Annotated in this window: 1 pseudogene; it reads left to right on the top strand. The window is 26.5% G+C overall.

What is annotated here, in order from left to right:
- Positions 1–29: 29 nt before the first annotated feature.
- A pseudogene (locus ACRHNM_RS18445) lies at positions 30–230 on the top strand (hypothetical protein); the annotation flags it as partial.

Below are 230 nucleotides of genomic sequence, written 5' to 3'. Positions count from 1 at the left end.
TAGCAAAAGCGAAAGAAGTATTAAAAACTATGAAACTTGGTTTTAATACAGAGGATAATGATATTATAATTAATGGTAAAAAAGTAAAGATTAAAAAGCGAATAGAAATTAAAGTTCCTAAAGCAGCTACTTTCGATTTAAATACACGTCATTGTAAAGTAAAACTACCTAATACAGTTGCATTTGGAAATGTAAAGTATGGTACTTTTGATGCAAACAATTTATTAGGA

This window comes from Psychroserpens mesophilus (genome assembly GCF_050617655.1).
GTDB classification, from domain to species: Bacteria; Bacteroidota; Bacteroidia; order Flavobacteriales; family Flavobacteriaceae; genus Psychroserpens; species Psychroserpens mesophilus_A.
This window is presented reverse-complemented; position numbering and strand designations above follow the sequence as displayed.